We start from the raw sequence: 26,683 nt of genomic DNA, 5'->3' as shown, positions 1-26,683 counted from the left end.
TTGGCGGGGATCGCTACTGACTGTCGTTTTTATATTTATAGTAACTCCTCGCCTGCGGACGAAACAGAGTTTCCGTCTCTCTCCCGCTCACGGCCCGGACGGAGCTTAGGTCGAGGAAGAAATGCCGGGACCGGCTGTCCGCATCAAGCTGCAGGGCATAGAGGCAGTCCGTGATGCAGAAATCCTCCTCGGATTCAGAGACTCCGCTCCGGAGATTCCTCTCGATGCAAAGCAGCATCCGTGTATTGATGCCGGATTGATCGCGAAGACCGGCGTGAAAGAGAAGGGCCCTGAGATAATCCCGGTAGGAGGGGGCGGATGCCTCTTCGCGGGGATTCGGATTCCTTTCCCTGCTTCCGGCCCGGAGCAGGATCTCCGGGGAAGATCCCCAGCTCTCCTCCGCGGGAAGGAGAGCCACTCTTCCGCCCAGGAGGAGTGTTTGAAGATCAGAAAATGCCTGTGTGAGAGCCCAGAGGGAGAGAACCTGGATCGTAAGAAGAGAGAGGAGGGCGGGATTTTCCCCGCCTTCCCCGAGGCAGAGAGAGGATCTTGCGAAGTCTCTCGCCTCCTCTCTTTTTTTGCTGCTCTGAAAGAGGAAGAAGAGATTCCTGCTCTCCCGCAGCGCAAGGAGCTTTTTTAAGCTCTCGGAGAGAGCGCTTTTACCGTCCGTAGCGCCGCTGAGAAGATACTCGATCTCACATTCCCGGCTTCCGCTCGGAGGGCGCTGATCCGAGGCCTCGCTTTGCCAGAAGTGAAAATAGCAAAGGGAGTATTCCCCGAGAAGAGGGAGCTCCCAGGGGGAATCAGAGGAAGCGGCCCGAAAGGGAGGGTCCTTAGGATAAAGCTTTTCTTCCCCCGGAAGAAGCTCTCCCTCCGGGAGTGAGAGGAAAAGAAGTCTCTCCTCCGGGAGAGACGGAATCTTCTCGAGCCTTTTCATGTTTTCCGCTCGGATGCGCCTCCCGCCCTCCCGGAAGGAAAGCTCCGAAAGCGCGCGCCATTCCCCGAGCTTCTCCCGGCAGAAGGCGGAGATCCGGCGCTCCTTTGCTTCCTCCGCCTCATGTTCTCCCTCTTCCTCTTCCTCCAGCTCATTTAGAAAGCTTTCTGCCTCCTCCATGATCTCCTGCACGCTTTCCGAGAGGGAGGCGGAGAACTCGGAGAGCCGTTCTATTTCGCTAAGGATCCTTCCGCTTTCTTCCAGATAGCCCCCATAGGCGCGGAACTCCTCTTGGAGGATCGCCTGCCCCTCTTCCGAAAGTTCCGCCATCCCGGCTTCAAAATCGGCCTCTGTCTTTTGGAGAGCTTCCGAAAGGAGCTCCGCCTTTTCCCGGCAGAGTCCGGCTGCATCGGGGAGTTCGGAGAGAAGGTCCTGAAGCTCTGCGGCCTCCCAGAGAAAGCCCTGAAGATAGCCGGAGTCCAGTTCGGAGTCCGCGGCCTTTTTCCTTTTCTCCGCGTTTTCACAGAGGTGGGAGAAATCAGAGAATGCGGTCTCCAGTGCGAAGAAGTCGCTGCCGCAGAGCTGATACTCCCTCTGAAGCGGAGAGAGATGGATGCTCTCCTCTATGAGGCGTGAGAAGTCCTCCAGTGATTCCAGGACCTCCTCTTCTTCGGCGCTTTCTTCAAGATAAGAAAAGGGAGATCCGGGGAGGGAGCTTTTCATATATTCCAGGACCTCTTCCTCAAAGGAGATTCCCTCTGTGAGGAGAAGCTCTTCCGAAAGGCGGAGCTTCTCCTCGGAGAGCTCCAAAGGGAAGAGATTCTCCGACTCCATATAAGGGCGGAGAAAGTCCGATAGCTCCTCCTTCAGACCCTCTTTGTCCCGATACTCGAGTCCCAGAAGGCGATAGTTTTCCCAAAGAGGTCTGTGGTACTGGGAAAAGAGAGATTCCATCGCACTGTCCAGAGCGAGCTGTAGATACAGGCGCTCCGCGGCAGTGCGGGAGGCCTCCGTCACTGTCAGGAGGAGAGCCGCTGTGAGGACAAAGCAGATCGAGAGAAAGACGGTGATGGAAGCGCTCTCCCAAGTCCCCCTTTTTTCTGTCTTTATCCGCATGGATACTCCCTTCTACTCCCAGACGGAGCCGGCGGAGCCCTGGATCTGATCCATGATCGTGATGAGGAGGGAGCGGACCCGGTCTCTGAAAATGATGACGAGGGCGATCAGAACGACCAGGATCAGCACAAGCTCAATCGTCCCAAAGCCCGATTCTTTGTCCCGGAATGCCCCCAGTCTATGGGAGAGAGCGCGGAGAAGCAGAATTCCGTTTTTCAGGAGATATTCTTTATAGAGCTTCATAAGTTTCCTCCTTTCAGAGTGCCAGTCAGAGTGCCAGGATATCAAGGGGATGATTTCAGCTCTTTTCCCTCGGGGAGATCAGAGCCCGGAGAGCGCGCTCATCGCCGGAAAGAGAATTAAAAGGAGAATGATTCCAAGCTGAAGCAGGAGGGGGAGGAGAAGCTTGGTGGAGGCCTCCTCGCCGAGCCTTTTTGCGGTATTTTTTCGGCACTCAAAGGCGTCCTCCATCTCCAGCTTCAGAGCCTCCCGGAGATTCCGGCTTCCGTTTCGCCTCTTCTGCTCGATGAGAGCGATCAGCCTCGCATAGGGCTTCAGAGAGATTCTCCGGGCGAAGCTCCGATAGGCTTCGGACTCGGATACATTGCTCTTAAGCTGTAAAAGCATGGTGCGGAGCTCTCCGCTAAGAGCTCTCTCTTCTCCGGGTCCTTCCCGGGGGAGCGCCTCGTAGTGCTCACTGATTTTTTCAAAGGCGTTTCGCAGTGAAAGTCCCGCCCCGAGATAGAGGAGAAGCTTGGAGACCAGGTCAGAGTAGTCGAGAAGGAGGGAGAGTTCCCGTTTTTTTGCCCTTTCTCTAAGGCGGAGGCTTTCCCTGAGATAGAGAAGCACAGCGGAAAAAAGGCCGAGGAGGGGGAGGAGCAGATAGCTTTGATCCCTTTTCTCCCGAAAATGAAGCTTGTGTCCCTCGATGGAGTCCGGGAGGCGGAAGCGGCCTTTTGTGAGGCTGGAGCGATCCTCCTCTAAGAGCCGATCGCTCAGAGCCTTTTCCAGCTTTTCCAGCTCGCTTCTCTCCCGAGGAAGGATGCAGACATAGAATCTTGCGGGCTCGGAGTGCCAGCGAAGAGGAGCAGCGGAATTTTGCCCCGATTCTCCGGCGATTTCCGTACTCATCCGAAGCTCCAGATAGCCGTGCACCTCCTCTCCTTCCGAGAGGATCTCATTGTGGACCCGGCCGTCGGAGCTTATGAGATCCCGGTACTTTCGGATATATTCAAGCTCCGCCAGCCGCTTTTCGGCACTCCTTCTGCCGGGGCTCTCACGCTCCCCTTCTCCTTCCTCATACCCGTTTTCTTCCCCCAGGCTATTTAAGACAGGGACAAAATTCCAGTTTGCCTTTACACCGAGCTTTGGAAAGTTCCGGGGAAGGAAGAGATCCGTCTTTACCGCATCGAGGCTTTCCGTCGTCTTTGTGAGCTGTCCCTCTATCTCAGAGAGGATTCCCGCGAAAACCTGTTCCGCCTCTTCCTTTGTATAGCGGGAGGCAGAGACATGGACCTTGACGGGGATGGGGCCCTTCCCGGAAAGGCCAAGCACCTCCAGAGAGAAGTCTTCCCCTCCCGAGCCGTGCTTCCCCCTCGAAAGGAAGCCGCCGGGCAGGATGGAGGACTGAAGCCCATCGGACAGAAAGAGAAGGAGAGAGAGAAAGAGGGAGAGAAGGAGTACCGCGGCCTGGAGTTTCAGTACTCTCCGGGGCGTATGCGCAAGGAGACGGCGCGGAAGCGAAGAAAGGGGGATTTTTGAAAGGAGATTCATAGTTGGCCTCGCTCAAAAGCTGTCGGCCTCCCCGCCTCCATCCAGGCGGAGAGCGGAGGGCAAGCTGCGGATCATGGAGCTTCAGACCTCGATATCCAGGATGCGTTCGGAGAGACGGACGGCGAGGAGATAGAGAAAAAGGCAGAAACTCATCAGGATTCTTCCCGCCGCCGTCTCATAGAGGATGCGGAGGAAATCGGGACTGCTCAGCTTCATATAGAGGAGGAGCAGGAAGGGGATCAGATTCATGATCCTCTGCTCATATCTTCTTGCGGCACTCAGCGTCAGGATTTCCTCCGAGATTCCGATTTTATCGTGGATGAGCTCACTGGAACGGCGGATGATCGTCTCGAGTTCTCCTCCGGACTTTCTGGCCACGGAGAAAAGCTCGGAAAAATTTCGGATTTCATCCAGGCCGGAACGGGTGGAGAAATCGAAAAGCAGATCCTCGATCGGGAGCTTTTGCTCAAGTCCCTCCGAAATTTTTTGAAATTCCCGGGAAATCATCGCATTTTCTCCGAGAAGAGAGCTGAGCTCCCGTCCGGAGAGGCGGAAGGCATTTTCCAGGGAATAGCCGGCGCCAAGGAAGGAACTCAGCACAGAGAGAGCCTCCCGAAATTCCAGGAGGAGCTTCCGCTGCCTTTGCTTTCTGAGAGAAGCTCTGAGATAGAAGGGGTAGAGAAGTGCCGGGGGGATACTGAGAAAGAAGAAGAGGAGACTTTGATAAAAGCAATAGGCCAGGAGTCCGGAGAAGAGAAGAGCGCGGAAGAGCTGCCTGAGATAGTCCGAAAGACTGAGCTCATAGCGCCGGTAGTCGTTCCCGGAGTCTTTTCTGATCCGTAAGCTCCGCAATCCTTCGGAGAGTCTTTCCGTCATATTCGAAAAGCTTTTTCGTCTTGATTTCTCCATTCTCAACCCCCAGTATTTCCGAGATCTCGAGGACGCGCCGCTTTTGATCTCCGCCCCGTCCGAGATGCACAAGGATCTGTATTGCGGAGGCGATCATGTTTCGGATCGCGGGAAGCGGAAGCTCCGCTCCCTGCAGCACCATGGTCTCCATGCGCCTCAGCATATCGCGGCCGGAGTTTCCATGCCCCGTGGAGAGACTGCCATCGTGCCCGGTATTCATCGCATTCAGCATATCGAGACATTCCGCGCCGCGCACCTCCCCGACGATGATCCGGTTGGGACTCATGCGAAGACTTGAGCGGATGAGCTCTGCGATCGTGACCTCCCCCTCGCCCTCGGAATTTTTATTTCGGGTCTCCAGACTCACGAGATTGGGAATATGCTTGAGCTGAAGCTCCGCGGAGTCCTCGATCGTGATCACTCTCTCCCTCTCCGGGATGAACTGGGAGAGTGCGTTCAGGAAGGTGGTTTTTCCGCTGCTGGTGCCTCCGGAGATAAAGATGCTGTAGGCGCTGATGACGAGTTGCTTTAAAAAATCCGCGGCCTCCTCCGTGATGGAGCGAAAGCGGATCAGCTTCTCCATCGTGATCGGCTCCGGGAATTTTCGGATATTGACGATCGCCCCCCGAAGAGAGATCGGAGGAAGCACGATGTGCACCCTGGAGCCGTCCGGAAGTCTGGCATCCGCGATGGGATGAAGTGTGTTCACGCTTCTGTCAATGCGGGATACGATCTGCTGGATGAGCTCCTCCAGCTGCTCCGGGCTCTCGAAGCACTGATCCCAGCGCTCGTATTCTCCGTTTCGCTCGATGAAAATCTCTCGATAGCCGTTGATCATGATCTCTGTGACGGAGGGATCCTCCAGGGGCTCCGAGAGGATATCCAGCTTTCGGAGACTGTTAAAAAGCCTGTTCCGAAGCCAAAGCTTATCCCTTAGCTTAAGCTCCTCCAGAGGAAGGAGGGCGCCGTCAATCTGATCCAAAAGCTCTCTGTCCGTAAAGGAGCTTTTGGAGAGAAGAGAGAGAAGCTCAGACTTAAGCTCCAGGCGTAGCGCTTCCAGTGACTCCATAAGGGACTCCTTTCGGATCTCTCCGTTAATTTTCCGTTGCTTTCTCCGCTATCTTCCGCGCTTCTGCCCGTGTCCGCTTCTTATCCGAAGGATCTCTTTCTCCTTCCATCTGCTTTTCCCCTGTGAAGAGCGGGGGAAGCGCGAAAATCCTTTTAAAGTCCCCGGCAGAGGTCGATCTCCGAGACCTCCTCCGGGCTCTCGGAAAGCTTCTCTGAAAGAGGGAGGGAAATCTCCTCATCCTCTCTCTCCGAAGCTTCATATTCCTCTGTCTCCTCTTCCTCCGCCTCCTGAAACAGGAGCTCCTCCTCAGGGGAGAGCAGGCAGCGCTTTGCGAGGGAGAGGGTAAAATCCGAGAGCAGGCTCTCCGGGAGAGCAGCGATGGACGCCGGGTCTTCTCCCTCCGTGAGAGGGAGAAGGAGCTTCACAAAGCGCTCCGGGCGGCCCAGGAGGGAGGAGTATTCCAGATAATGAATGAACTGCGAGAGCTTTCTTCTGCTGCACGCATCCTCCCGGACCGGGATCAGGACCCGTTCGGAGAGAGGAAAGATGGGGGCAATGCGGGAGACCAGAGGGTCCGTGTCGAGAACGACCGCATCAAAGCCGGAGGAGGAAAGCAGAAGCTCCGTAAAATCGGCGAGCTCCGAAGCGGAAAGGGCCGAAAGATCCTCCGGATTTCGGACCGGAGGGAGGACAGAGAAGCCCGCGTGTTCCAGAGGATAGCAGAGAGAGTTAAGCCTGAGCGCGTTCAGCTTTCCCTCTTTAAAGTAATAGAGCGCCTCTGTGAGGCTCCCCTCTTTTCCGCGATAGAAGGAAGCGGGACCCGCTGTTTCCTCAAAGCTCAGAAGAAGCGTATGCATGGAAGCGGAGAGCGTCTTTGCGAGGCTCAGCGAAAGACTGGTCTTCCCGGAGCGTCCGATCGGACTAAAGACCGTATAGAGCTTCGCTCTCCCGTCTTTTTCTATGGGGGCTCGACGCTCCTCTCCGTAGAGCCGGCAGAGCTCCCGGAGTATTTCAGAGCCGGAGCGGTAGCGATAGATCTCGTGCGGCCCGGAGGAGTCCTTCTCCGGAGGCGTTTCCGAGAGATAGACCGGATGCTTCACCCCGGACAGAAGAAGCCTCTCTGTCGAGAGAAGGACATGGATTTCTCTCTTCTCAGAGAAATCCTCGATGGCCTCGACACTTTGAAACTGCTGGAGACGAAAGGGGGAATCGCAGTGGGAGAAATAGAGGAAAAGACGCTCCATATAGAGGCGGTCCTTCCCATAGAGCGCAAGAATTCTGTCCATGGAAGACCTCCGAAGGGGAAAAAGAAATGAATTTTACGAAAATCCGTGCTCAGAAAGCGGAAAGGGAGAAATCCCCGGCGGGGAAGAGAAAAAAACCATAGAAGGCCAATGAAAGACCAATAGAAGCGGTATGGCCGAATCAGGGGGCCGGCAGAAGAAGCGGACCTCTCGATAAAAGTATAGAGAAAAAAGGCATCTTTGCCTATCCGCGTTAACGACAGAAAAATTTGAGGCCATTTGGCAATCCCTTCCAAAAAACCTTCCGGAATCGAAAGAAAAAGAAGGGAGCCGAAAACTGCGCCGGAGGAATGGTTCTTCCGAATTTTCGACTGTGAAGGAGTGAGGCATGGCTTTTTGCCTCCTGCCTCTGACTTCGCTGCGGAGATTTACTTGACAGTGCCGGGCGCCTGAATTATGCTGATTTTGTCCGGAAGGATCCCTGATCGGGAGGGACAGACGCTTATCCGGTGAGACAGCGATGGGAGAATGGCATCTGCGGAAGGAGAAGAGTACGTATGAAATGTAAGAATTGCGGGGAAGAGATACAGGAAAACGCGAGATTTTGTCAAAATTGCGGTGCAGCTCTGCCGCCGGAACCCTCTGAGGGGAAGGAAGAAGATGCGGCTCTTCGCAGCGAGGCTCAGGCTCCGGAAGAGATGGAAAAGAAGGAGGGGCAGGGCTCCGGAGAGAGCGTGGAGAAGGACAGCGCGGCGGAGGAAAAGCAGGAGCCGGAGAATACTGAGGCAGAGGGGCAGAAAGCAGGGGAAGGGAAGGACGCGGAAAAGCCGGAGGTGCAGCAGAAGGAGAATTCGGAAAAGCCGGAGAGGCAGCAGAAGGAGAATGCAGCGAAGGCCGCTCAGGAAGAAGGGGGAACGAGTTACCAGACGGTAAAGAGCGGAGAGAGCGGAGAACCCGGGAAGAAAAAAAGAACCGCTCTTTTCCTCGGAATCGGAATCGGAGCGGTGCTTCTTCTCGTCCTTGTCGTCGGGATCGCCCTTATGCTCACGGGTAAAACGAAGACCATCGATCTGAGTACCTATACCAGCGTGAGTTATGAGGGCTATAACGGATATGGAAAGGCGGAACTCCAATTTGATCGGGAGCGCTTCCTCTCTGACTGGAGGAAAAAGATCCGCTTTGGCCGGGGAAGGCTTGCGAGATCCTATAAGAGAGCTGCCCGAGGTGACGATCCGGCGGATTTCCTCTACGAGCGCTTTCTCGAAGTGAGCGCTGATCTCGATACGAAAGAGAGGGCGGATCTGAAAAACGGAGACGCCGTGCAGCTCCACTGGTCTTTGGACAAGGACGATGACCGCGATATCCAGAAAACCTTCGGGGTCAAGCTGAAGCATGAGGATCAGAGCTTTACGGTGGAGGGACTGGAGGAGATCAGGACCTTTGATCCGTTTGCGCAGATTGAGCTGAGGCTGGATGGGACCTCTCCGAACGGAAGGGCGAGCCTTGAGATTCGGGACGACAGCAATTTTATCCGGGAGCTCACGATCGAGCTGGACAAGAGGGATGATCTGAAGAATGGGGACAGCGTCACGGCCAGCATCGATGAGGAGAGAGTCTCTTATTTCATTCAGAAGCATGGGATAGCCCCCTCCCCCCTCAAAAAGGAATATAAGATTGAGAATCTCGCGGCCTACGCGGAAAAGGACAGTGAGGTTCCTGAGGAGCTTCTCGAAAAGATGAAGAAGGACACGGTGGATAAGCTCCAGGCGGAGCTCGCATGGCAGTCCAATTCCGGTGTCAGCTACAGCGGGGCGGAATATATCGGGAACTATTTCCTCAATGCGAAAAAGGAGGGAAGAAGCGGAAACCGCATGGTGCTTGTCTATAAGGTGACGGCAAATGTGAAGTTCCCGGAGGCCGGCTTCGACCAGAATTTTAACTACTACTATTACGGGAGCTTTTCACAGATCCTCTTGAAGCCGGACGGAAGCTACAGCATAGACAGCTATTTCAGCACCCCCACAAACTATGTGCAGTTTGATACCGGCGTCAAATTCCTGGGCATCTCGAGGATTCTCGACTTCAACGGCTTCCAGACGCTGGAGGAATTAAAGACGGAGGCGGTCACGCGGGGCGTGGATTCCTATACCGTGGAGGAGCATATCAACGAGGGAGGCTCCGGTGAGAGCGCTCAGGAGTCGACTTCCGCAGCCGAGTCCGGAGAGGGAGGAGAGAGTGAAGCGGCAGGCAGCAGTGAGGCAGAGACTACTGCGGCGGCATAGAATGCCGAAAAACCGCATGCAGGGCTTCGCCGGGGAGGAAGCTTCCCTCTATGAGGATTTTTGAAATCATTCCGGAGCGCTTTTTCAGCATCCTCAGCGCGCAGAAAAAGGAGCTTTATGTGGATGCGCTCATGGTGCTCCGGACCGCCTTTAAGACGGAGCTTCTGATCCGCCGTCCGGAGCTTTTCTCCATGATGCTGGACTCTTTGGAGGACAGCTTTCTCTCGGCGGATTTCTCCGAGGAGGCCATGGAGATCGGAGAGGAGGGGGAGAGCCAGGATCTCTCCGGCAAGGTTCACCTCCTGCTCCGTAAGCTCCGGGACTGCGGCTGGATTGAGATCGAGTATGAGCCTGGCTCTTTTGAGGAGATCGTGACGGTACCGGACTATGCGGTGGCCTTCATGGATCTCCTCTATGATTTTCCCATGAGAGGATCCGGGAGTACAACAGCTACGTATATGCGAGCTATGCGGCGCTCAAAAATGCAAGGGAGAATCCGGACTTTCAGCTTCAGGCTCTTCTGAGCGCCCATCAGAACACGGAAAAGCTCGTGGATGAGCTGAAGAGCCTTTTTAATGGCATCAAGCGCTATTATCAGCGTCTCGCCGGGCAGCAGGACATCAATATCCTTCTGAGAGAGCATTTGGATCAATACAAGGAGAAGCTCTTTGATCAGATCTACTATCCCCTCAAGACGATCGATTCCGTGCCGCGCTTTAAGGGGGAGATCCTCCGCATTCTGAATGCCTGGAGCATGGATCGGGAGGTCATGGACCGCATCGTCGGACAGGGGATCCGGAGAAGGCTCTTCTCCTCGGAGGAGCAGGGCAGAGAAGAGAGCTATGCCATGCTGAATGCCGTCATCAATACCTACGAGAACATCGAGGAACTGATTGCCGGAGTAGATGCGAAGCACAACGAGTATGTGAATGCCTCCATTGACAGGATTCGCTATATCGTAAATGCGGACCGGAGCGCGAGAGGAAATCTGGTGGATCTTCTGAAAAACGCCGGGAGAGAGGATATTCTCAATGAGATGAGGGGGAAGTTCCTCCTCAGTCGGCACAGCTTCCTGGACAGCCAGTCTCTCTACCGCCGGATCAAAGGGGAGAGAAGGGAGGGGGAAAAGGCGAAGCCTCTCGAAAGGAGAGTGGAGAGCCCCGCCGCGGTGGATGGCTTTCTCACGGAGCTTCGCCGACAGTACAGCGATGCGAAGATCGATCGCTACATCCTCTCGATTATGGGGGAGAGGGGAGAGCTTTACAGCGAAGAGGCTTCGATCCGTTCCCCGGAGGACTTCATCCTCTTTCTCCTCGGCACGCTTCGAGGGGGAGAAAGGAGGGCTCCCTTCAGTGTAGAGTTCTTTCAGGGAAATGTAGAGCGAAATGACTGCAGTCTGCCGCGGCTTTGCTTCCGGGAAAAGGGAAGGAAAAGAGCGGACAGAGGGGAAGGAGAGGGAGAAGGAGAGGGGAATGCTGGAGGAGCAGTTTGAAAAGCTGAATATGACGGAGAAGGAGCAGTTCCGGAGAATGGTGAATAAACTTCTTTCCCACAGCTATCTTCTCTCCCGAAGCTATGACTTCACAGATCATATCGCAAGGACAAACCCGGAGTATCTCTTTGTGGAGCGGAACTTCGAGCTTTTTCAGGAATATTTTTCCTACAGCGCCTTTCATCTTGAGAGGGACAATAATTACGGCGTGATCAGCCTTCAGAGCGAGTATGATGAAAACCGGCTGAGACTCGACAAGCAGAGCACGCTGATCCTCTATACGCTTCGCCTGATCTACGAGGAGGAGAGAGAGAAGATCTCCCTCTCGCGGGAGATCTTCGTCAGTGTCGCGGACCTCGTACACAAGATGATATCGGTCGGTGCGATCCGGAAGAAGCCCTCAAACCTGGCGCTCTCCTCCTCTCTCCGCATACTCTCGCATTTTCGCCTGCTGGAAAAGGCGGGAGGCAGGTGGGAGGACGCGGATACGAGGCTTTTGATCCTGCCCACGATCCTCTTTGTGGTCTCCAATGAGCAGATCACGGGGATGCACAGACTTCTCGAGGAGGGGGACGGGGATTTGGCGGGGGAGGAAGGAGAGTCCTATTCGGAGGGGGGAGAAGAGCTTTCCGCGGAGGATGAAGGGAAATGAAGAAGCTGACGAGAATGCTCATGATCCGCTGGTACAGCTATGAGAAGGAACTGATCGACTTTGATATGATCAATTTCCTGACGGGGAAGACGGCGGCCGGAAAGTCCACTATTATCGACGCCCTGCAGCTGGTAATTCTCGGAGACAGCAGCGGGTCCTATTTTAATAAAGCGGCCAATCAGAAATCCGTCCGCTCTCTCAAGGGGTATCTCTACGGGGAGACGGGGGATGATGGGGATGCGGGCTATGAGTATCTTCGCACGGGGCCGTTCACGAGCTATGTCGCACTGGAATTTTATGATACGGAGAAGGGGAAATACTTTACGGTGGGATTTGCCGCGGACTGCGGGAGGGAGCTTTCGGTGAATTACCGCTGGTTTCTCATCCCGTAGAAGGGAATTCCGGAGAACTGCTTCATCGACGAGAGGACGGACATACCCTATGACCTGAACGGGCTGAAGCTTTTTCTGAATCGCTATGCGGGGAAGAAGGGCTTTGAATTCTATGATACGAATCGCCGCTATCAGGAGGTCACGGAGGGAAAGTTCGGCCAGATCAAGAGGAAGTACCGGCTCCTTTTTAAAAAAGCGGTGCCCTTTACGCCGATCACGGATATCGAAAAATTCATCACGGAGTCGATCTGCGATGTGAAGCATGAGATCCGCGTGGAGGAGATGCAGAGCGGTATCCGCCAGTACAAGAGCCTGGAGGATGAGGCGAAGCGGACGACGGAAAAGGTGGAGGCGCTGACGGAGATTCAGGTTCTCAGTGAGAGATATGAGGCGGAAAAGGAGAAGCTGAAGCAGCAGCGCTATATCGTGGTCCGTGCGGAAAAGGAGGGGTATCTCCGGGAGGAAGAGGGCTTAAAGGCACAGCTTCTGGAGACAGAGCGACTTTTTCGGGAGACGGAAGAGAGGATTCAGTCTCTGCGGAGAGAAGGGGAAGAGCTCTTCCTGGAGCTGGAAAAGCTGGAGGAGGAGTATCACGGCTCCGACCTTGTAAAGAAGGCGAGGGAGCTGGAGGGAAGGATATCTGAGGCGGAGGAGGAGATCCGGGCGCTTCATGGCTCCGCGGAGGAAGCTCTGAAAAAGCTTCGAAGCTTCGGGGAGAACTGGAGCCTCCGGCTGAAAAGGGCGGAGGAATGCGGCTTTCGGGGAGGGGAGGAGCAGCGCCCCCTGCTCGATCGGCTCTCCCGCCTTCGTCTTCCCGGAGAGGAGGGAGGGGAGCCGGAGGAGAGCTCGGACTTCCCCTTCCGCTTGGCGGCGGAGAAGCTCACAGCGCTCAAGGAGGATTTTCTTCTCTATCGGGAGGAGCTTCGCGCAAGGAGGAGGCAGCTCTCCTCCCGTCTTTCGGAGCTTGAGGCAAAGATCCGGGATCTTGAGAAGGGATTTAAGCCCTATCCTTCCTATGTCACCGGCCTTAAGGCGGTCCTTGAGAAGACTCTTTTTGAGAGGACTGCTCACACGGTCACGGTATCCATCCTCGCAGAGCTTTTGGAGGTCCGGAATCCGGAGTGGAGAAATGCGGTTGAGGCCTATCTGGACCGGCAGAAATTCTATCTCCTTCTCCCGGAGGAGTATTACGAAGAGGCTCTGAAAATCTACGATGAAGTGCGGAGAGAGCGGGGACTCTATGATGCGGGCCTTGTCGACATCGGAAAGCTTAAGCGGAGCGGGAGCTTTAAGGCGCGGGACGGCTCCCTTGCGGAAGAGCTGGAGGCCGAAAATGAGGACGCGCGCATTTTCATCGACTACCTCCTCGGACAGGTCATGAAGTGTGAGAGAGTGGAGGAGTTGAAGGAGCATCGGACCTCCATTACGCGTTCCGTTATGCTCTATAAGAATTTTGTGGCGAGAAAAATCGATCCCAGGCGATATCAGGATCCCTTTATCGGGCGGAAATCCACGAAGATCCTGCTAAAAAAGCTGAAGGAGGAGCAGGAGGAGCTCCAAAGAGAAGAGAGGATTTTGGCGAAAAACCATGCGCTTATGGAGGAGCTGAGCCGTGCGGAGGCTCTGTCCAGCTATGAGGCGGAAAGTCATGCGGAGTCACTCCGTGCCTACAGGGAGCTTCCCAAACTCAAAGAGAGGGTGAAGATTCTTTCCGCGGAGCTTGAGAAGCTGGACCTAAGCTATGCCGATCGGCTCCGGGAGGAGATTCAGAAAAAGAGAGCGGAGCAGAAGAGACGGGAGGACGAACGGGAGAGACTCCAGAAGCAGCTTGGCAGTTATCAGGAGAGGAGAAGGCTCCTGTCGGAGGAACAGCTTCCGAGACTCCGGAAGGAAGTCGAGAGGATAAAAGAGGCGATCTCCGAGAACTTCTCCCCGGACTGGATTGAGAATACGGGGGAAGCGCGCTTTTTAAAAGAGCAGGCCCGGAAGGGCGCGAGGACGAGCCTTTCCCTTCGGGAAAGCTTTCAGAGAGCGGCTAATCTGACGGAAAATGAGATCAAGAAAAAATTCGATGAGAGAGGGCGTCTCAGGATGCGCTATAATTCTCTCTACAGGATGCCCTTTGACGTGAACCGGGACTCCAATGAGGATTACGACAGGGAGCTTCGGGAGAAGAAGGAGATTCTGCTCCCCGAATATATCGGGAAGATCCGAGACGCGAAGGAGAAGGCCTATGCCCAGTTCCGGGATGATTTCATCGCGAAGCTGAAGTCCAATGTGGAATCGGTCCGGGAACAGATCCAGGAGCTGAATGAATCCCTCCGCCGCAGCGTTTTCGGAACGGACCGCTATCATTTTGTGCTGAGTCCGAGATCGGAGTACAGGGATTATTACAATATGATCACAGACCCTCTCCTCATGGATACGGGCGGCTGGAATATCGCCTCAGAATCCTTTAACAAAAAATATCAAAAGCAGATCGATGAGCTCTTTCAGCTCCTCGTCATCAGCGAGGAGCAGCCTTCCGCGGAGAGGCAGCGGGAGTACGAAAAGAATATTGCGAAATTTACGGATTATAAGACCTATCTGAGCTTTGACCTTATTGTGAGCAATGAGCAGGGGGAGGAGCAGCGCCTCTCAAAGACGCTCCTTAAAAAATCAGGAGGAGAGACCCAGCTCCCCTTTTATATCTCACTCCTTGCGTCCTTCTCTCAGGTTTGCCGGATCCGGATGAAGGGAAGCGCGGCGGCCAATACCATCCGGCTCATCATACTGGACGAGGCCTTCAGTAAAATGGACGGGGAGAGGATCCGGGAGAGCATTGTCCTTCTCCGAAGATTCGGGCTGCAGGCGATTTTTTCCGCGCCGCCGGATAAGATACCGGACATTGCGCCCATTGTAGACCGAAACATCGCGGTTTATCGGGAGCATCACCATTCCTTTACCCGGTATTTTGACCCAAGAGAGATCGAGGAGGAGACAGAGCCGGAGTCGGGCTATGAGCCGGGCGGAGAGTCGCGATGAACTATAGAGAATATCTTCTCGGGACACTTTTGGACCGCTATGAAAGGAGCGCGGGCTTTCGAAAGGGGGATGAGGGAGGGCGGCGCAGACTGCTTCATCCCATGAAGGAGGCCGCGCTCTCGCAGGCAATGGAAAATATCGATGAGAAAAAAAGCTTTCTCTCAGAGCTGGACCGGCTGAAGGAGGAGGGCATCCTCGACTACAGCTGGCTCCGCTATGAGAGGGGAAATCTCGTAGAGTCCGTCTGGCTTCTCTCCGGGGAAAAGGCAAGAGAAAGGGCTTATTATCTTCTTGACAGGACGCCTCTTTCCTCCCAGCTTGCGAGGCTTCGAATCAATATCGAGGAGACGCTCTCTGCGATAGAGGTAGAGGACAGGGCTTCCGAAAGTCAGGAAGAGTCCGGGGCCCCTTCCGCCCGGGAGGGGAGAACGGGGGAGGCGGAGCAGCAGCTTAGAATCCGTCGTTTTCTCCTCGATATGCTGGAGAGTATAGAAAAGAGGCAGAGGATTCCGCGCTTTTTCCGAAGAGGAGAGAGAATCAATGGAGAGCTTTTACAGGCCCTTCTCTTTCTCTATAAAAACAAAACTGAGGAGACAGAGCGGGTATTCAGCGCAAGAAATTATGGGGACAGCAAATATTTCGAGAAAATACTGAAGGCTCCCCTTCTCTCGATTCTTCGAGAGATTGATCGGAATTCTCCGTATGAAGGACAGGGAGATGAGACTCTTTTTGAGAATTATGGTCTTTGCCGCTGGCCGGAGGTACTGCAATTTTGCGGCGGAATCTCCGTCTGGCTGGAAGAAGAGGAGCCCATCCGCTTCCATGGAGAATGTTACGGAGCCTACCTGAATTCCGAGACATTTCGGCATATCAAAAGACTGGAGCTTTCCGGGGTGGAGCGGGTGCTCTTTATCGAAAATCTCGCAAATTATCTCTGGTATCTGAAAAAACGCTCTCCCTCAGAGCTCGTGATCTGGCACGGAGGCTTCTACAGTCCTCTGAGGGGACGCTGGTTTCGGAAAATCTATGAGGCGGGAAAAAGGGCGGGGAGCGCCATTTCCTATTTCCACTGGAGTGATATCGACCTCGGAGGCTTTCGGATCTTCGCAAGGCTTAAGCGAAATATCGTCCCGGAGCTAAAACCGTACCGAATGGACACCGAGACCCTGAGAAGCTATAGGGACAGAGCTCTTCCGCTTTGCGGGGAGAGCTATCGGAGGAAACTGGAGGCTCTGCTCGGAGATCCGGAGTACCGGATTTTTCACAGCTTGATCGAAGAGATGCTTCGGAGCGGACTTCGGCTTGAGCAGGAACAGCTGCTCTGAAGCCTCAGCCGCCCCCCTCCTTCCCGCTTCAGCCCGCCTTTCTCCCGCTCTTTTCCGCGAAGCAGGCGATGAGCGCCTCACTGTCCTCGGGGCGGCTTGCCCAGCTTGTCGCGAGGCGGATGATGGAATGCGCTTCGTCATATCTTTCCCAGAGGCTGAAGTCCACTTTCTCCGAGAGAGTCCGCAGAAAGCGGTTTTCCAGGAGACAGAAAATCTGGTTGCTCGGGGAATCAAAGCAGAGCGGAATGTTCATCGCGAGCAGGGCGCTCCGGATTCTCCCGGCCTCCCGTATGGCCGGGACACCGATCCTTTCATAGAGCCGATCCCGGAAGAGCTCGTCAAACTGGATTCCGAGGATTCGCCCCTTTTCGAGGAGGGCGCCGTGCTGCTTTATGATAGAAGTCATATGAGGGATCAGGCCCCTTTTTGGTATGACGACGGCCTCTCCGAGTAAAGCACCGCACTTTGTCCCTCCGATATAGAAGACATCGCAGAGCTTTGCGATATCCGAAAGACTCAGATCATTTTCCGGGCAGGCCAGGGCATAGGCGAGCCTTGCGCCGTCCAGATAGAGGGGGATGTGATATGAGCGGCAGAGCTCACTGATCTCGCGAAGCTCCGCCTTCGAGTAGAGGCTTCCGTATTCGGTCGGATGGGAGAGATAGACCATGCCGGGCATGACCATATGCTTTTGGTTTTCGTCATTTTGATAGGCGAGGAGGAGGGTCTCGATCTGCGATGCGGAGATCTTTCCCTCGTGGTTTTTCAGCGTCAGAACCTTGTGTCCGTCCGCCTCGATCGCGCCGGTTTCATGGACATTGATATGGCCGCTGTCCGCCGCGATCACGCCCTGATACATCCGAAGGAGAGCATCGATCACCGTCGCATTGCTCTGGGTGCCGCCGAGGAGAAAATAGATCTCCGCGTCCGGGGAGGCGCAGGCCAGGCGGATCCTCTCCCTCGCCGTCTCGGAAAAGGAATCCTCCCCATAGCCCGCTTCGCTCTCGAAATTGCTCTCCGAAAGCCTCTTCAGGATCCTGGGATGAGCGCCCTGCAGATAATCACACGAAAAAGGTAAGCGACCGTCCATAGAATTTCCTTTCCGCCTGAGCTCTGTGCCCGGCCTGAGCCTGCTTTTCCTTGCTCTTTTCCTAACTGAATTGTAGAATAAAAGCAACTATGACGCAAACGGAGAAGTATCATGAAAGTCATGACATTCTGTCATGAAGCGGAAGGAGAGACGCCGTGGAAGCCCTGCAATGCGAAGCCGTCCTTCTTGCCGCGGAACAGGGAAGCCTGACCGCGGCCGCGGAGCGCCTGGACTATACGCAGTCCGGGATCACCAGGATGATAAGCTCGCTGGAGGAGGAGCTCGGCTTTCCCCTCTTTATCCGGAGCAGACGCGGTGTCCGTCTCACGGAAAACGGGAAGGAGATGCTGCCCTTGTTCCGGGAGCTGCGGAGGGCGCAGCAGAGGGCAGAGCAATCCGCGGCCGAGATCCGAGGCATTGTGAGCGGCTCCCTCACGATCGGCTGCTACTACAGTATTTCCGCGATGTGGATGCCGGAGATCCTGAAGAGATTTAAGAAGCGCTATCCGAAGATCATCATTCGTCTCAGGGAGGGAGGAAACGAAGAGATGTCGCACTGGCTCGGAGAGCGCTCCGTCGACTGCTGTCTCGGGGCAGAGCCGAGGAGAAGGGACTGTGACTGGCTTCCGATTTTTCGGGATGAGCTTGTCGTATGGCTTCCGAAGAAGCATCCTCTTGCGGGAGAGGCCTCCTTTCCTCTGGAGAGACTGGCGGAGGAGGACTTCATTCATACCGCACCGGATCAGGACACCGATCAGGATCGCCTCCTCAGTCGATATGGGATCCGGCCGCACAGCCCCTTCTCGACGAGGGACGGCTTTGCAACCTACAATATGGTCGAAGCGGGGCTTGGCATCAGCTTTAATCAGCGTCTGATCTCGAAAAGATGGAAGGGAGAGGTCGCGGAGCTCCCCTTCTCTCCCCCGCAGTATGTCACGCTCGGGATCTCCCTCCCCTCCCTTCGGGATGCCTCCCCGGCAGCAAAGCGACTGATAGACTGTGTTTCAGAGAGCATGGGAGAGCGGTTCTGGGCTTTGGACAGCGGACGACAGACGACGTGAAGGAAGGGGCAGGGAGATTCTTTCCGTATAGCGATGGGGTAAAGATGCAAAAGAATGAACGATTGGAACTCACGATCACGGACCTTTCCGAGGAGGGGCTCGGGATCGGAAAAAAGGACGGATTTGTCTGGCTGGTAAAGGGAGCTCTCATCGGAGACAGGATTTTGGCCCAGGCTCTGAAGCTGAAGAAGCACTACGGCTTTGCGCGGCTTATAGAGCTCCTCACCCCCTCCCCGGATCGGGTGGAGGCCCCCTGCCGGATCGCGGGACAGTGTGGCGGCTGCCAGCTTCAGAGCCTTAAATATTCCGCGCAGCTTAAGTTCAAAACGCGAAAGCTTTTCACAGATCTTTGCCGGATCGGGGGCGTGGAGGAGGCGTTCCTGAGAGAAATTTCGGATCCGATCGTCGGGATGGAGAATCCGCTCCGCTATCGAAACAAAGCCCAGTATCCGATCGCGCGGGATCGGATGGGAAGGCCTTCCGCCGGATTCTATGCGGGAAGGAGCCACCGGCTCATTCCCTGTGAGGACTGCCTGATCGGGGCGGAGGAGAACCGGGATATTCTCTCCATCCTCCTTCGCTGGATGGAGCGCTTTGATATCCCGCCCTATGACGAAGGGAGCGGGAAGGGGCTTATAAGGCACGCGCTGATCCGGAAGGGCTATTACAGCGGAGAATGGATGCTCTGCCTTGTCATAAACGGACGAAGTCTCCCGCATTGGGAGAGTCTTCTCTCAGAATTAAAAGGGGCGGAGGCTCCTGATCCGGAAGGCTCGGAGGGAGAAAGCTTCGGAGCGGAATTCCCTTCCGCAGGTAAGGAGGAAGGCCGGGAGAATAGAGGAAAGAGAACGCGGAGCAAGATCCGACTGAGAAGCTTCTCCTTCAGTATCCACACGGGAAGAGACAATGTCATCATGGGGCGGGAGATCGTGAATCTCTACGGGCCCGGCTTCATCGAGGACCGGATTCAGGGGATCCGTTTCCGCATCTCTCCCCTTTCCTTTTATCAGGTGAACCCGGTACAGACGGAGCGGATCTACGAAACCGTACTGGAGTTTTCCGCGCTCAGCGGGACAGAGAATGTCTTTGACCTATATTGCGGGATCGGAACGATCTCCCTCCTCCTCTCAGCCGCCGCGGGAAGGGTCTACGGGATTGAAATCATTCCGGATGCCGTCCGGGATGCCAGGGAAAATGCAGAGCGGAACGGCATTGAAAATGCATATTTTTTCACCGGGGCAGCGGAAGAGCTCCTGCCGCGCTGGCATGCGGAGCACCCGGGGGAGCGGATCGACCTTGTCTGCGTGGACCCTCCCAGAAAGGGCTGCGACGAAAGATGCCTGGAAACTATCATCTCTATGTCTCCGGAGCGCCTCATTTATGTCAGCTGCGATCCGGCGACCCTCGCCCGGGATATAAAATATCTCCGGGAGCATGGCTATGAGCTGAGGCGCATCCGCCCCTTTGACAACTTCCCGGAGACGGTGCACATAGAGACGGTGTGTCTTTTGTCCAAATTTTCTGGAGCGAAGTCTCACATCAGTGTGAAGGTCGAAATGGATGAAATGGATCTGACGGCGGCGGAGAGTAAAGCGACCTACGCAGAGATTCGGAACTGGGTGCAGGAAAACTATGGATTCCGTGTAACAAACCTGAATATAGCACAGGTAAAGCGGAAGCATGGGATCATCGAGAGGGAGAACCACAACAAGCCGAAGTCCGAGGACAGCAGGCATCCGAGATGCCCGGAAGAGAAAGAAAAGGCGATTGAAGAGGCTCTGAAGCATTTTCAGATGATTGAATAAGACGATTACTTAAACAGTGATAATTTTGCAGCTGATGGAATTTCTCGTTTCTGTCAGCTGTTTTTTCGTTGCGAATTTATTTGAAAGCATTACAATTAACATGACATACAGTTGTCATGTTTGGCGCGATATGATATATACGGAGCGTGGGCAGAATGAAGATAGACAGGTTGATCGGAATACTGTCGGTGCTGTTACAGGAAGAGAAAACTACGGCACCGGAGCTGGCAGAACGGTTTGAGGTTTCAAAGAGAACAATAAATCGTGATATCGAAGATCTTTGCAAGGCTGGCATTCCTATCCGTACAGCACAAGGAACCGGTGGTGGCATCAGCATTATGGACGGATACCGGATGGACAGAACAATCCTGACATCAAAGGATATGCAGATGATTCTTGCCGGGCTACGTAGTCTGGATAGCGTAAGCGGAAGCAGTTATTACAGACAGCTGATGGAAAAGATTCAGGCGAGATCCTCTGCGTTTATCGTCGGCAGGGATTCCCTTCTGATAGATCTGTCATCGTGGTACAGAGATTCGCTTGCTCCTAAGATAGAGGCCATACAGGATGCGATCGGAGACAGGCATTTGATCAAGTTCCGGTATTATGCCCCCTCAGGTGAAAGTGAGCGGACGCTTGAACCATATTATCTGGTGTTCCGATGGTCGAGTTGGTATCTGTGGGGCTGGTGCCTGAAAAGGAAGGATTTCAGGCTATTCAAGCTGAACCGCATGGATAACGTCCGCGGAACAGACAAGGTGTTTGAATGCAGAGAGGCATCGGTACCGGATCTTTCCAACGAGAAAATCTTTCCGGGAGAGATAAAGGCTAAAGCATTGTTTGAAGCAGATCAGAAATGGAGGCTGGTAGAAGAGTTTGGCCCTTCAAGCTTTACACAGAACAATGATGGCAGGCTTCTCTTTATAGCGGATTATTCAGACATCGAGAATTTGGTTACGTGGATTATGACTTTCGGAGATAAAGCTGAGTTGCTTGAACCGGTGGAGGCAAGAGAAAAGATAGCAAGTATGGTGCAGAAAATGACAAAAATCTACAAGGAGGACGTGGCGTTATGAGATTAGACGGTTTTGGACTATTAGTTGAGGATATGGCGAAGATGATTCGCTTCTATAGGGATGTGCTTGGATTTGAATTCAAGGAAGCAGAGGATACTTCCAATGTGTATCTTGTGAAGGATGGGACTTTGTTCCTTCTGTATGGACGCAAGGACTTTGAGAAAATGACAAATCGAAGATATGAGTATATCAAGGGGCTGAATGGTCATTCCGAGATCGCTCTGTATGTAGATACCTTTGAAGAAGTGGATGTTGCGTTCAAAAATGCGGTAGAGAACGGGGCAACACCGGTATTAGAACCTGAATTGGAACCATGGGGACAGAGAACCTGCTATATTGCTGATCCGGAAGGGAATCTTATCGAGATCGGTTCCTGGAATAAGCTTTTTGAAGAGAAGGATGCAGGGAGGTAGAACAAGGTGGCGTTTGATTTCAAGAAGGAATATAAAGAACTTTACATGCCGAAGAATAAGCCTAGCATCGTGACTGTATCAAGTATAAATTATATCGCTGTGCGCGGAACCGGAGATCCGAATCAGGAGGATGGTGAATATAAGCAGGCTATTGGATTGTTATATGGAATTGCCTTTACAATTAAGATGAGCAAGAAGGGCGACCATCGGATTGAAGGATACTTCGATTATGTTGTTCCACCTCTGGAAGGATTCTGGTGGCAGGATGGCGTGGATGGAATTGACTATGCACACAAGGAAGATTTCCATTGGATTTCTGTGATCCGCCTTCCTGACTTTGTGACAGAAGATGATTTTCGGTGGGCTGTGAAAGAAGCGACGAAAAAGAAAAAGCAGGATTTCATTAAGGTTGAGTTCCTAACGGTAGAAGAAGGGTTATGCGTTCAGTGTATGCATTTTGGTTCTTATGATGATGAGCCTGCTACGGTTGCCATGATGCATGAGTTCATGGAACAGCAAGGTTATGAGCTGGATATCACAGACAAGCGGCTGCATCATGAAATTTATCTGAGTGATGCAAGGAAGGTTGCTCCCGAGAAGCTGAAGACCGTGATAAGGCATCCGATTAAGGTAAAGAGGAGCTGATAAAATGCATTTCGTTGATGCAAAAGGGATTTTGACCGGCAGCGGCGGATACTATGGAATGAATATTTACCGCGGATGTACTCACGGTTGTATTTACTGTGACAGTAGGAGCAGGTGTTATCAGTTCATGCATCCTTTTGAAGACATTGAGGTGAAGCAGAACGCACCAGAGCTCCTGGAAAGGGTGCTGAAGTCGAAAAGGGAAAAGGGCATGATTGGAACAGGCGCGATGTCAGATCCGTATATGCACTGTGAAGAGAACTTAAGGCTGACAAGGCGATGCCTGGAAATTATTCTGGAAAATGGTTTTGGGGTTGCAATTCAGACAAAATTTGACCGTATACTTCGGGATATCAACTTGCTATCAGAGATTAACAGGTCTGCAAAATGCGTGGTGCAGATGACGCTTACAACCTCCGATGATGGCCTGTGTCGAATATTGGAGCCGAATGTCTGCAATACAAAGCGACGGATTGAAGTGCTGAAGAAATGCGTAAGAATGGTATTCCAACGATTGTCTAGCTTACGCCGATTCTGCCTTTTATCAATGATACTGAGAATAACATCACAGTAATTCTGAATGAGTGTGTAAGAGTCGGGGTAAAGGGCAGTATTGATTTCGGCATGGGGCTGACACTTCGGGAAGGAGACAGGGAATACTATTATGCAGCGCTTGACAAGTATTTTCCAGGAATGAAAGAATGCTACATTAAACGGTACGGGAATGCGTATGAACTGCCAAGCCCGAATGCAAAAAAAATTGACAGGGATATTTCAGAGAATCTGTAAGGATAATGGAATTCTGTCAACTCCGGATGAATGTTTCAGATTTATGCAGGAACTGCCTGACAAGTATCCGCAGATGAGTATATTTGATCTATAAAGCGAGAGAGGCTGATTATATGGAGTATATCAGGGTAACAAAGGACAATTTGGAAAAGGAACACATTTGCTGTGCGATTTCCAACAACAAGGATGTGCAGGTATCTTCAAAGAAGGCTTGGCTGGCTGACCGGTTTGATGAAGGACTTGTTTTTCTGAAGAGTGTGGAGCGCGGCAAGTGCTTTATCGAATATATACCGGCGGAAAACGCTTGGATTCCGATAGAGGCGGATGGGTATATGTATATTGACTGTCTGTGGGTGTCCGGTTCTTTCAAGGGGCATGGATACGCTACAGATTTGTTAAATGCCTGCATTGAGGATAGTAAAGAAAAGGGGAAGAAGGGACTTTGCATTCTATGTGCTACAAAGAAAAAGCCGTTTTTGGCTGATCCGAAGTTCCTTAAGTACAAGGGTTTTATCGTGGGTGATGAAGCTGATAATGGTATTCAGCTTTGGTATCTGCCGTTTGAGGATGGTGCCGATATTCCGTCATTCAGAGAGTGTGCAAAGCATCCGCAAATTGATGAAGGCGGATATGTTCTATATTACACGAGCCAGTGTCCATTCAATGCAAAGTATGTTCCGATCTTGGAGCAGGCAGCTGAAGAGAATGGTATCCTATTCCGGGTGATTCATATAGAAAACAGAGATGAGGCGCAAAATGCTCCGACTCCGATTACGAATTATGCTTTGTTTCATGATGGGGAATATGTTACGAATGAGCAGATGAGTGATAAGAAGTTCCTGAAACTTGTCAACGGATAGGAGGAAAACGGTATGGCATCAACGAAAGAGTATCTGGATTTCGTCTTAGAGCAGCTGTCAGAACTTGATGAAGTTAGCTTTCGGGCGATGATGGGTGAATATATCCTTTATTATCGCGACAGAGTGTTCGGCGGCATTTATGATGACAGGCTTCTGGTTAAGCCTGTTCCGGTGGCGGTGAAGCTGATGCCGGACGCATCAATGGAGTTTCCTTATGATGGGGCGAAAGAGATGATCCTGGTGGATGATGTTGATAACCGGGAATTCCTGTGTGAGCTGGTAGAGAGCATGTGGGAAGAACTGCCGGAGAAGAAAAGGAAGAATCCAAAGAAACCATAGGTTTCGTGGAAGAGGATTTCAAAGGGGACAGCGTTCCTTTTGACACACGACTTTCACCGAAAGTCTAATGTGTTATACCTTTATCCGAAAGTCGGCAGCAAAACAGCAGCGTGTGCCCCTTAGATGTACAGGCTGCTGTTTTGCATTGTTACGGGAAAAGGTCGCTTCCTAGTGGAAGTAGACGTTTGAACGGCACGAAAGGAATCGGCGAAGTGACAACGATCACGTCGCCGATTCCGTGCTGCTTGAGGATAGAGGTATACAAAAATCAAACAATGAGATTTTTACCAATGAAGCTCCTTGCGGACACTGTGGAAAGCGGTTTTTTTGATACCTTTTGCGCGGCTATTGCTCAAGTGAAAATGTGCGGCAGTATCTTCCCTGTCGTGGAGAAGATCACCGGCGATCATGGCCTCATATCATATTTCATCCATCTGCACGAAATCCCGAAAGCGAATATGACGTACAGTACTGGTGATGAAATCAATATCATCATTTGTGATCACGATTTTCTGACAAGAATTGTCCAGTTTTGCAAAAGCCCCAAATTCCCTTTCGTAGGCTTTCTCTTCAGCCACAGAATAGGCAACCTGAATATAGTATTGCTTATTACCCTTATTCGCCACGAAATCAATTTCCTGAGAACCACAGTGATATACCTGGAGATGATAGCCCATATAGAGGAGTTCGTTATAAACGACATTCTCGAAGTTGTGGGTGAGATCGTAACGATTATTCATGATGCGGATGGAGTTTAAGGCCACATCTTCATCATACACTTTGAGATAGTATTCCAGTTCGCGTTTGGACTTGGCAGAATACCGCTGTCCTCGATCCTACTGGACCTACTGGACATTTTAGCGCATGAAGCTGATTCCGTCCAATACTACTGGACAATTATACTAAGAAGAGAAAATTGTCCAGTAGGATTGGTTCCCAGCACCAAAGCACAGATCGATGACCAGGGGCCACAAATGTGATTATAAAAAGCAGATCCGTGAAGAGACGCTTGATGCGGCGGTTGTTGAGGTGATCACGAAGCTGGTAGCTAATCCGAGATTTGCCTCACTGATGCAGGAAAAGATAAATATGAAGGTGGATACCGAGGCCATTGATCAGGAGATAAAAGCTCTGGAGAAACAGCTAAAACAGTCCTATGCTGTGAAACGTAAAACCTTGGAAGAGATCGAGATGCTGTACCCGGACGAAAAGCATTATAAGCGCCGCGAGGCAGACCTGGACGATCGGTTATACCGTATGTATGATAAGATTGATGAGCAGGAACAGAGCCTGATTGATGCAAAGGCAAAACGGCAGGCAATCGAGTCCTAGAAAGTAAGCGGGGACAATATCTATAAGATTCTGATGTATTTTGATAAACTGTATGCTTTGATGGGTGAAGAAGAAAAACGTAAGCCCATGGAAACACTGATCGAGGAGATGCAGATCTATGAGGATCGTCAGCCCAATGGACAGTGGCTGAAGTCCATTACCTTTCGGTTGCCAATTATTGATCATGATATGAAATTACCAGTGGGAAATGGTTTGGACAATGAAGAGCATGTGGAAACTATAGTGTTGCTACAAAAGTTGAACTCGTAGAAATCCTTGATTTTAAGCACTTTTACGAGCATTTCACCTTCGGAGAGACTGACTGGTCGATGCGCGGTAAACGCCTCGAAAAGTATGTCCGGGTGGTCATAGCAATAGAACTCGTCACTGTAGGCACAAAACTTGAGGACTTATAGACAATAGAATAATACTTTCTCAAAATTCCGGACTATAGGAACAGGTCCGAAATCCGGGATTTGCTAGCAATTATAGTTGAAATTTAGTTAGTGTCTGCTAAGTAAAGGGGGCCATAGAAAGGCCATCCCTCAGCCCCGTTCCATCAATCGCGAATCCCGATTCATTCCTCATCTTCAAACAGGAGGAGGTGGAAGCTTTCAGCGTTGATTCCGTTTTCCCCAAAATAAAGCAAAAAATAAGGACGGATGGGGATCGCAAAAAGATTCGTGACAAACACGGATAGTGCGATGGAGGAGAGGGTCGTCTCTTCCAGCCTGGTCATGATAAGCCCCGCGCCATTGCAGCGCTTGTCCAAGCTGAAAAACCGCTCCACCTCGATCCGGTCAATATTGTCCCGATATCCTTCTTTCGTGGCTCGGGCGTCTGTTCGCTTCGGCCTCCCAAGCTTCGGCCCGGACATTCGGATGCCGTGTTCCTTGCTATACTGAAGATTCGCCCTCGTGCGATAGATTCGGTCCGCCAGAATCCTTTCCGGATAGTGTCCCGTGCGTTTCCGATACCGCTCGACGGCGTCTTTCAGAACGGAGCCTTCATGATAGGGGGTGAAAGAAATCTTCTCCAGGCGAGCATGGCCTTTCTCGTCG

At 52.6% G+C, this 26,683-nt stretch carries 25 protein-coding genes and 1 pseudogene; 18 read left to right on the top strand and 8 right to left on the bottom strand.

Features of this window, described 5'->3' with window-relative positions:
* Positions 1-13: 13 nt before the first annotated feature.
* From GCWU000341_RS09800 to GCWU000341_RS09775, 6 genes are all read right to left on the bottom strand, one after another.
* Positions 14-2,050: a DUF5702 domain-containing protein gene (locus GCWU000341_RS09800; RefSeq protein WP_009215823.1), complete on the bottom strand. Its 2,037-nt coding sequence runs from the start codon at positions 2,048-2,050 to the stop codon at positions 14-16.
* A 12-nt stretch (positions 2,051-2,062) separates the two neighbouring features.
* The gene (locus tag GCWU000341_RS09795; protein WP_009215822.1) at positions 2,063-2,293 is read right to left on the bottom strand and encodes a Flp1 family type IVb pilin; all 231 of its coding nucleotides are present in this window, start codon (positions 2,291-2,293) and stop codon (positions 2,063-2,065) included.
* A 78-nt stretch (positions 2,294-2,371) separates the two neighbouring features.
* Complete coding sequence (locus GCWU000341_RS09790; protein ID WP_009215821.1) at positions 2,372-3,823, bottom strand: type II secretion system F family protein; 1,452 nt, start codon at positions 3,821-3,823, stop codon at positions 2,372-2,374.
* An 81-nt stretch (positions 3,824-3,904) separates the two neighbouring features.
* Positions 3,905-4,675, bottom strand: coding sequence for a type II secretion system F family protein (locus GCWU000341_RS09785; protein ID WP_009215820.1), 771 nt, complete (start codon positions 4,673-4,675; stop codon positions 3,905-3,907).
* The gene (locus GCWU000341_RS09780) at positions 4,623-5,801 is read right to left on the bottom strand and encodes a CpaF family protein (RefSeq protein WP_009215819.1); all 1,179 of its coding nucleotides are present in this window, start codon (positions 5,799-5,801) and stop codon (positions 4,623-4,625) included. The genes GCWU000341_RS09785 and GCWU000341_RS09780 overlap by 53 nt, the downstream gene beginning before the upstream one ends.
* Positions 5,802-5,953: 152 nt before the next feature.
* Entirely contained in the window at positions 5,954-7,087 is a 1,134-nt protein-coding gene (locus tag GCWU000341_RS09775) for a hypothetical protein (protein WP_009215818.1), read from the bottom strand.
* A gap of 515 nt (positions 7,088-7,602) precedes the next feature.
* On the opposite strand from GCWU000341_RS09775, the gene GCWU000341_RS09770 reads away from it, so the two are divergent.
* From GCWU000341_RS09770 to GCWU000341_RS09740, 7 genes are all read left to right on the top strand, one after another.
* Entirely contained in the window at positions 7,603-9,327 is a 1,725-nt protein-coding gene (locus GCWU000341_RS09770) for a zinc ribbon domain-containing protein (RefSeq protein ID WP_009215816.1), read from the top strand.
* A gap of 50 nt (positions 9,328-9,377) precedes the next feature.
* Positions 9,378-9,851, top strand: coding sequence for a Wadjet anti-phage system protein JetA family protein (locus GCWU000341_RS14100; protein WP_009215815.1), 474 nt, complete (start codon positions 9,378-9,380; stop codon positions 9,849-9,851).
* Positions 9,761-10,819 (top strand): Wadjet anti-phage system protein JetA family protein, encoded by a 1,059-nt coding sequence (locus GCWU000341_RS09760; RefSeq protein WP_256364648.1) that lies wholly within the window; start codon positions 9,761-9,763, stop codon positions 10,817-10,819. The genes GCWU000341_RS14100 and GCWU000341_RS09760 overlap by 91 nt, the downstream gene beginning before the upstream one ends.
* The gene (locus GCWU000341_RS09755; RefSeq protein ID WP_009215813.1) at positions 10,800-11,471 is read left to right on the top strand and encodes a DUF4194 domain-containing protein; all 672 of its coding nucleotides are present in this window, start codon (positions 10,800-10,802) and stop codon (positions 11,469-11,471) included. Before GCWU000341_RS09760 ends, GCWU000341_RS09755 begins: the two co-directional genes overlap by 20 nt.
* Complete coding sequence (locus GCWU000341_RS09750) at positions 11,468-11,863, top strand: ATP-binding protein (RefSeq protein ID WP_009215812.1); 396 nt, start codon at positions 11,468-11,470, stop codon at positions 11,861-11,863. The genes GCWU000341_RS09755 and GCWU000341_RS09750 overlap by 4 nt, the downstream gene beginning before the upstream one ends.
* A 198-nt stretch (positions 11,864-12,061) precedes the next feature.
* Positions 12,062-14,887 (top strand): SbcC/MukB-like Walker B domain-containing protein, encoded by a 2,826-nt coding sequence (locus GCWU000341_RS09745; protein WP_009215811.1) that lies wholly within the window; start codon positions 12,062-12,064, stop codon positions 14,885-14,887.
* The gene (locus tag GCWU000341_RS09740; protein ID WP_009215810.1) at positions 14,884-16,212 is read left to right on the top strand and encodes a Wadjet anti-phage system protein JetD domain-containing protein; all 1,329 of its coding nucleotides are present in this window, start codon (positions 14,884-14,886) and stop codon (positions 16,210-16,212) included. The genes GCWU000341_RS09745 and GCWU000341_RS09740 overlap by 4 nt, the downstream gene beginning before the upstream one ends.
* A gap of 28 nt (positions 16,213-16,240) precedes the next feature.
* On the opposite strand, the gene GCWU000341_RS09735 is transcribed toward GCWU000341_RS09740, so the two are convergent.
* Positions 16,241-17,302 (bottom strand): threonine aldolase family protein, encoded by a 1,062-nt coding sequence (locus GCWU000341_RS09735; RefSeq protein WP_009215809.1) that lies wholly within the window; start codon positions 17,300-17,302, stop codon positions 16,241-16,243.
* A 155-nt stretch (positions 17,303-17,457) separates the two neighbouring features.
* Here GCWU000341_RS09735 and GCWU000341_RS09730 point away from each other — a divergent pair, with 155 nt between their 5' ends.
* The 11 genes and pseudogenes from GCWU000341_RS09730 to GCWU000341_RS14230 all read left to right on the top strand — a co-directional run bounded on the left by GCWU000341_RS09730 (position 17,458) and on the right by GCWU000341_RS14230 (position 25,892).
* Positions 17,458-18,363, top strand: a complete 906-nt coding sequence (locus GCWU000341_RS09730; RefSeq protein ID WP_009215808.1) for a LysR family transcriptional regulator — start codon at positions 17,458-17,460, stop codon at positions 18,361-18,363.
* A 44-nt stretch (positions 18,364-18,407) separates the two neighbouring features.
* Entirely contained in the window at positions 18,408-20,168 is a 1,761-nt protein-coding gene (rlmD, locus tag GCWU000341_RS09725) for a 23S rRNA (uracil(1939)-C(5))-methyltransferase RlmD (protein WP_040653972.1), read from the top strand.
* Between the two features lie 155 nt (positions 20,169-20,323).
* Positions 20,324-21,244: a helix-turn-helix transcriptional regulator gene (locus tag GCWU000341_RS09720; RefSeq protein ID WP_009215806.1), complete on the top strand. Its 921-nt coding sequence runs from the start codon at positions 20,324-20,326 to the stop codon at positions 21,242-21,244.
* Positions 21,241-21,657, top strand: coding sequence for a VOC family protein (locus tag GCWU000341_RS09715; protein ID WP_009215805.1), 417 nt, complete (start codon positions 21,241-21,243; stop codon positions 21,655-21,657). The genes GCWU000341_RS09720 and GCWU000341_RS09715 overlap by 4 nt, the downstream gene beginning before the upstream one ends.
* Before the next feature lie 6 nt (positions 21,658-21,663).
* Positions 21,664-22,302 (top strand): GyrI-like domain-containing protein, encoded by a 639-nt coding sequence (locus tag GCWU000341_RS09710; protein ID WP_009215804.1) that lies wholly within the window; start codon positions 21,664-21,666, stop codon positions 22,300-22,302.
* Positions 22,303-22,306: 4 nt separating this feature from the next.
* Positions 22,307-23,185, top strand: a pseudogene (locus tag GCWU000341_RS14360) (SPL family radical SAM protein).
* A 19-nt stretch (positions 23,186-23,204) separates the two neighbouring features.
* Positions 23,205-23,951, top strand: coding sequence for an N-acetyltransferase (locus GCWU000341_RS09700; RefSeq protein ID WP_009215801.1), 747 nt, complete (start codon positions 23,205-23,207; stop codon positions 23,949-23,951).
* Positions 23,952-23,963: 12 nt separating this feature from the next.
* The gene (locus GCWU000341_RS09695) at positions 23,964-24,290 is read left to right on the top strand and encodes a TfoX/Sxy family protein (protein ID WP_009215800.1); all 327 of its coding nucleotides are present in this window, start codon (positions 23,964-23,966) and stop codon (positions 24,288-24,290) included.
* A 185-nt stretch (positions 24,291-24,475) separates the two neighbouring features.
* Positions 24,476-25,048: a hypothetical protein gene (locus tag GCWU000341_RS13785; RefSeq protein WP_040653970.1), complete on the top strand. Its 573-nt coding sequence runs from the start codon at positions 24,476-24,478 to the stop codon at positions 25,046-25,048.
* A 199-nt stretch (positions 25,049-25,247) separates the two neighbouring features.
* Positions 25,248-25,622: a hypothetical protein gene (locus GCWU000341_RS14235; protein ID WP_009215798.1), complete on the top strand. Its 375-nt coding sequence runs from the start codon at positions 25,248-25,250 to the stop codon at positions 25,620-25,622.
* 33 nt (positions 25,623-25,655) lie between these two features.
* Positions 25,656-25,892 carry a hypothetical protein gene (locus GCWU000341_RS14230; protein WP_009215797.1) on the top strand — a complete coding sequence of 79 codons (237 nt, stop codon included), beginning with the start codon at positions 25,656-25,658 and terminating at the stop codon, positions 25,890-25,892.
* Between the two features lie 307 nt (positions 25,893-26,199).
* Here the strand turns inward: GCWU000341_RS14230 and GCWU000341_RS13210 are convergent.
* Positions 26,200-26,683: IS5 family transposase (locus GCWU000341_RS13210; protein ID WP_009215796.1), on the bottom strand; the 484-nt coding region annotated here is incomplete at its 5' end.

It is taken from the genome of Oribacterium sp. oral taxon 078 str. F0262 (assembly GCF_000160135.1).
Taxonomy (GTDB): Bacteria; Bacillota; Clostridia; order Lachnospirales; family Lachnospiraceae; genus Oribacterium.
Note: the sequence above shows the minus strand (reverse complement) of the source record. Positions and strands in the feature narration are given on the sequence as shown.